Below are 4,990 nucleotides of genomic sequence, written 5' to 3' on the forward strand. Positions count from 1 at the left end.
GTCTATCAAAAAACGAAGGAAAATGAACAGTTAAAAAAGGAATTGGCGTCAGCTACGCTTGAAATCGGTTCATTAAAGGGCGATATACACTATTTGAAGGCTCATATACGTGATTTGAAAGCAAACATAAAGGTTTTATACCAACAAACGAAAAAAGTCTTTAAAGAGCAATTTGAGGCGTTTAGAGGGCTTATCAAAAATGAATTGGATATAAAAGGTATAGACAATCAGTTCGAACGTGAGCATAACAGAGAAATGAAAAGCAAAAGTAAACAGAAAGGACATGACATGGACAGGGGGCGATAAAAAAGCGATACCCCTTACAATAGGTATCGCTTTTTTGCTCTATTTTTGCATAGATAAAATGAATTTTACACCTTGTTTAAAGCCTTCTCCATAAAATTCTTTTTGTATATTTGATATTCTTTCAATCATTGTTCCTTCTAGTTTATCATATTCTTTAAATGTGAATTTATCGAGATGTTCACTCAATTCTTTGAGGTCTTCGTTTCTTGTTAGTACAGTTTTTTCAAGGATGTTTTCTACACCTTGTTCAACAATCATTTCTAGTATTTGGTTTTCAGTTTTCATACTTTTTATCCTCCTTGTTTTTAAAAAAGATTTATAGGAAAATAAAAAGGCATACTATTTTATTGGGTTGGTATGTATTCGTGGTGCTCCCTGGTCAGAGGGAGTGCCTTTTTATTTTGCTTATCAAATGAAATAGGTCAAAGTTGATTAAGCAATGATGTTTGGATTTAACTTAATGGCTTTTCTTTGAAATTTATTTTAGGTAGAATATGCTTTTTTAGAGTTTGGTCTGAAAAATGACTACAAGTATTATCTTGATGGAATTGTAATCCTAAAGCTTTAAAGATAACTTCAGTTTGTACTGGAGATAGACTAAGTGATACTGAATTGTTATCATCATCATCCAAATAAATATTTAATTCAACGCCCTCAATCATTGTTTTTCATCTCCAATTTTTCTGGTTTATTCTTTGATGTTTTTTGTTCTGGAATAGATTTTTGTTTTCCTCTTAAAATTTCAATAGAGTTTAAAGGTTCATTTTCTTCGTAATAACTTAATAATATTTGTCGCTTTGTATCGTTCCCTTTCATCATGATGTTAGGGTTTACGATATAAACACCATTTTGTTTTTTCTTTATGAAGTTGTTTTCTTGTAGTTTTTTCATGATAGTTGCTACAGTTCCATAAGCTACTCCAACATCTTCTGAAATACTTCTGTATGTACCTATGAAGATGTTATTTGATTGGTTTGTATTTTCTGCTATGTATATAAAAACATCTAGTTGTTTGTTGTCTATGATCCCTAAGACAGTTAAAAAATCCATTAAGTACATTTTCCAAAAGTTTTTAGTCCCGTAGACTCTTTTTGTTATTTGGTCTACATGAATAACTTCCCCAGTTTCAGCGTCTATTAATTCTCTTTTCTTTTGACCAACTAAAGTTTGGGTATTTGCATTGTATTCTAGACTTTTATCATGTCCTGACACTATTCTCCCTCTTTTCATTATCATGTTTTTAATGTACCGTTTGATTCATTTTGTTTATATCAAACAGTATAGAGGGTAATTTTCATTTATTCAATAAAAATATATCAAACAGTTCAATAAAAATATATCAAACAGTATAGAAGACTATATCAAATGATATAGAATATTATATCAAACGAAATTACCAAAACCCTTGATATAACTGGGTTTGTACTACTTTTTTGTTTGATTTACTCTCTTCTATAATCAAAGGGGCTTTTCTCCACGCAATGGTCAGGTAGTATTTTTTGAAAAACCCACTCAAAAAATCTCCACCTTTCCTCCATTGCATTCCGAAATTCGGCTGGTTTTTAGCTTTCGCCAAGCCGAACAGACCAAAAACGAGGTATAGTTGCTCGACTTGGACTAGCAAGTATACCAGCCGAACCGCTAGTTCTATCGTCTAAAGTAATAAACTTATTCTATATGTAGTCACGTTAAATTCGTGGGGTGTCGCCCCCACACGACGAGCCAGCACTCACACCCAAAAACAAGGGGAAAAGAACTAAAAAGAGCCATGTGGATGCAATTAACATGGCTCTTTTTCTAGGTATTTTTTCAACAGGGAATTTTAAAATTAATTTTGAAGCACTTTTTTCCCTTTTGATTTTTTATGAGAAATTAATAAAAAAACAATCATAATTGCCAAAGGTAGTAAGAATACATACAAAGGTATACCCCAAACAAAATGTCCTTTCAAGGCTTGAATAGTAATATAAATAAACTCCCAAATTACATGTAGCTTCATTGAACCCCTCCTGTTAAATTTACCCATAAATATATTAACTATATACAATAAAAAGAGCAAGAAGGGCTACTTGACATAAAATTCGTTAACGGAAGTTAATTCGGATTAAATAGTTCATCAACTGTTGTACGTAGTACCTCAGCTAATTTAAAAGCTAATGTTAATGTTGGATCATATTTAGCATTTTCAATTGCATTAATGGTTTGGCGTGATACATTGCAATACTTAGCCAATTCTTCTTGTGTCATAGATTTTTCTTTACGGAATACTGAAATAGAGTTTTTCATATTACTTAAACTTCTTTGATACAAAAAATTCAGTGATTGGAACTATAACAAGGGAAGCACATAAGACTAAATAAAGAGCGGAGTTCTGCACGTTATCAAGACTCCAAATAGTTTTACCTTCTCCTATAACTAATGTAATGAACATAACGATGATAAGGACAAAATATCCAATCTTGTAACTCAAATAAGAAATATGTTTTCCTAATTCATCCTGGCTTTCTTCTGAAACAGCATCAGCATCGCCCCATGTGATTTGATTTACGATAGAGCTAATAATTAAGCATGCAAAGAAAAACACTCCCATTTTAATACGTTTTTCTGTCATAAAAACATATAAGGCATAAGCAATAATAGCGATTAAACAAATGCAACTAATTAAAAATATGAATTTCTTTTCATTCATCTTGCATGTTTCCCTTCTACTCATAAATGTAAAAACATTTTTACATTTCGATTATATCTAGTGGTAATCGGGTTGTCAAAATGTTTTTACATTTATGAATGAATATCGTATTCATGTTCGGTTAACATAACGCATCATTATCGGTAGCAAGGAGAAGACAGATCCCTACTCTCACAAGGGATCTGTCTTCTCTTGTTCTATGGATCTATGCATCTTTTTATACATTCCTATTCTGGCAGGCTTTTCGTCCTCCCCATCGTTCCCTATGTCTCCCGATTTTTTGTATAAAATCTTGCATACTCTTAGCGTGGTTTTTTTGAAATGCTGGCAATATCTCTGATTACAAACGTAAAGAATATTATGCTTTCTATGTTAGTCGTTTAGCAATTATACGAACAATCCAAAAAATTGGCGGGAGTATAAGAGCAATCATTAACCAAAATACACCCATTTTATATTTTCTACGATCAATAACGTAGAATATTGCAGTAAATATTCCCCAAAATATATACATGTATAATAAAATTAAGAACATTTCATTACTCATTTATTTCACCCCAAATATAATTTACCATATTTTTCTTATTTCTATTTAGCAATTTTAGTAGTCTATTTGAATTGGTAGAAAATATAAAATATCTGTCAACGGTAAGCGGAACGAAGTGAGCATTAAGGAGTTGACAGATTCACTACACCCAAACCCTCTTGATGTGTCAAAACGGTAAACGTTTTGACCTGCCTACCGGCGAGGGAGCCCCCTCAAAAAGATGAGGGGGTTGGGGGTGTTTTTTATGGGGTCTGGGGAAGAGTTCCCCAGTGGGTTTGGGCAAAGCCCAAGGTTTGTTTTTGCCATGCAAAGCATGGATCGGCGAAGGCCGACATAGCCTCGCAGAGCCTTTTCATTGTGTACATGGAGCGTAGTGGAATGTCACAATACAGAAAAGGTTACTTTGCCAAAGTAACAAAGCTTTTGGTATAGTGGGAACAAGGAGTTGATTCGTCATGAGCATGTCAGTTTCTCTCAAGAAGGCAACGAACAAAACCAATATCAAACACAATAATAGGACAATGAGCGAGAAGGAAAAAGAGCGAAATTCGCATATTGATTATTCACGTTCTGATGAAAATAAATATCTTGTTCAGAAGAATTTGAAAGAGTTATATCAAGAAGAGTTCGGGGAAGCGTTGGAGAAATATAATGCCAAACAAAAAAGATCTGATAGAAAAATTGACGATTATTATAAGCACATTCAGTCCAGTAAGAAAACTTCGCTTCAGCAAGAAATGATCATTCAAGTTGGTGATTTAAACGACTTCATTCGCAATGCCGATTATAAAAGAGCAAATGAAATTTTGTTAGAGTGGTTCAAGGATTTTGAGAAACGAAATCCTAATTTAAAAGTTTATAATGCGGTCATTCACAATGACGAGACAAGCCCTCATATGCATTTAAATTTTGTGCCTGTGGCGAGTGGATATAAGCGAGGACTTGAAAAGCAAGTATCATTTGACCGAGCCATTACGCAACAGGATTCAACACTAGATAAAACTCGTCCTTTTGATGATTGGCGGGAAAAAGAAGTAAAGTTGTTAGAAAAAATATTGAAAGAGCGTGGCATTGAACGAAAACTAGTTGGTTCAAATGAATATAAAGATGTCAATGAGTACAAAGAAAAAAAGGATTTAGAAAGGGAAATTCAATGGCTAGAAGAAAAAATAGCCAAAAAGAAAGATGAACTTGTGAAAGTTAGTGAGCAAGTTCCTGAAAAGAAAATGAATCTAAAGAGTAAAAAGAAAGAGATTAAGACAGAGGTGAAACCTAAATTTATTGGGAAACCTGACATCATTGAAAAAGAAACAGGTAATTATGTTTATACACCAAAACAAGTTAAATATCTGGAAGATTTGGTAAGTGCAGCTGTTACTGTAAAAAAAGATTATGAGCGTTTGCAGACAACGGATCTAGTTCAGGAAAATAAAAATCTTCGTGAGGAA

At 33.1% G+C, this 4,990-nt stretch carries 8 protein-coding genes and 1 pseudogene; 2 read left to right on the forward strand and 7 right to left on the reverse strand.

What is annotated here, in order from left to right:
* A pseudogene (locus LOK41_RS27230) lies at positions 1-306 on the forward strand (plasmid recombination protein); the annotation flags it as partial.
* Between the two features lie 39 nt (positions 307-345).
* Here LOK41_RS27230 and LOK41_RS27235 read toward each other — a convergent pair.
* The 7 genes from LOK41_RS27235 to LOK41_RS27265 all read right to left on the reverse strand — a co-directional run bounded on the left by LOK41_RS27235 (position 346) and on the right by LOK41_RS27265 (position 3,542).
* Positions 346-591 carry a hypothetical protein gene (locus LOK41_RS27235; RefSeq protein WP_241819201.1) on the reverse strand — a complete coding sequence of 82 codons (246 nt, stop codon included), beginning with the start codon at positions 589-591 and terminating at the stop codon, positions 346-348.
* A gap of 167 nt (positions 592-758) precedes the next feature.
* Entirely contained in the window at positions 759-968 is a 210-nt protein-coding gene (locus LOK41_RS27240) for a hypothetical protein (RefSeq protein WP_241819203.1), read from the reverse strand.
* Positions 961-1,518, reverse strand: a complete 558-nt coding sequence (locus LOK41_RS27245) for a replication/maintenance protein RepL (protein ID WP_241819204.1) — start codon at positions 1,516-1,518, stop codon at positions 961-963. Before LOK41_RS27245 ends, LOK41_RS27240 begins: the two co-directional genes overlap by 8 nt.
* Positions 1,519-2,134: 616 nt before the next feature.
* Positions 2,135-2,305, reverse strand: a complete 171-nt coding sequence (locus LOK41_RS27250) for a hypothetical protein (protein ID WP_241819206.1) — start codon at positions 2,303-2,305, stop codon at positions 2,135-2,137.
* Positions 2,306-2,400: 95 nt separating this feature from the next.
* Positions 2,401-2,592, reverse strand: a complete 192-nt coding sequence (locus LOK41_RS27255; protein ID WP_098257661.1) for a helix-turn-helix transcriptional regulator — start codon at positions 2,590-2,592, stop codon at positions 2,401-2,403.
* A 1-nt stretch (position 2,593) separates the two neighbouring features.
* Positions 2,594-3,019, reverse strand: a complete 426-nt coding sequence (locus LOK41_RS27260; protein ID WP_241819208.1) for a hypothetical protein — start codon at positions 3,017-3,019, stop codon at positions 2,594-2,596.
* A gap of 343 nt (positions 3,020-3,362) precedes the next feature.
* Positions 3,363-3,542, reverse strand: coding sequence for a hypothetical protein (locus LOK41_RS27265; protein ID WP_241819210.1), 180 nt, complete (start codon positions 3,540-3,542; stop codon positions 3,363-3,365).
* 455 nt (positions 3,543-3,997) lie between these two features.
* On the opposite strand from LOK41_RS27265, the gene LOK41_RS27270 reads away from it, so the two are divergent.
* Positions 3,998-4,990, forward strand: a 993-nt coding sequence (locus LOK41_RS27270) for a plasmid recombination protein (protein WP_241819212.1), incomplete at its 3' end; no start/stop codon positions are given.

This window comes from Bacillus sp. TL12, from assembly GCF_022625245.1.
Lineage (GTDB): Bacteria > Bacillota > Bacilli > Bacillales > Bacillaceae_G > Bacillus_A.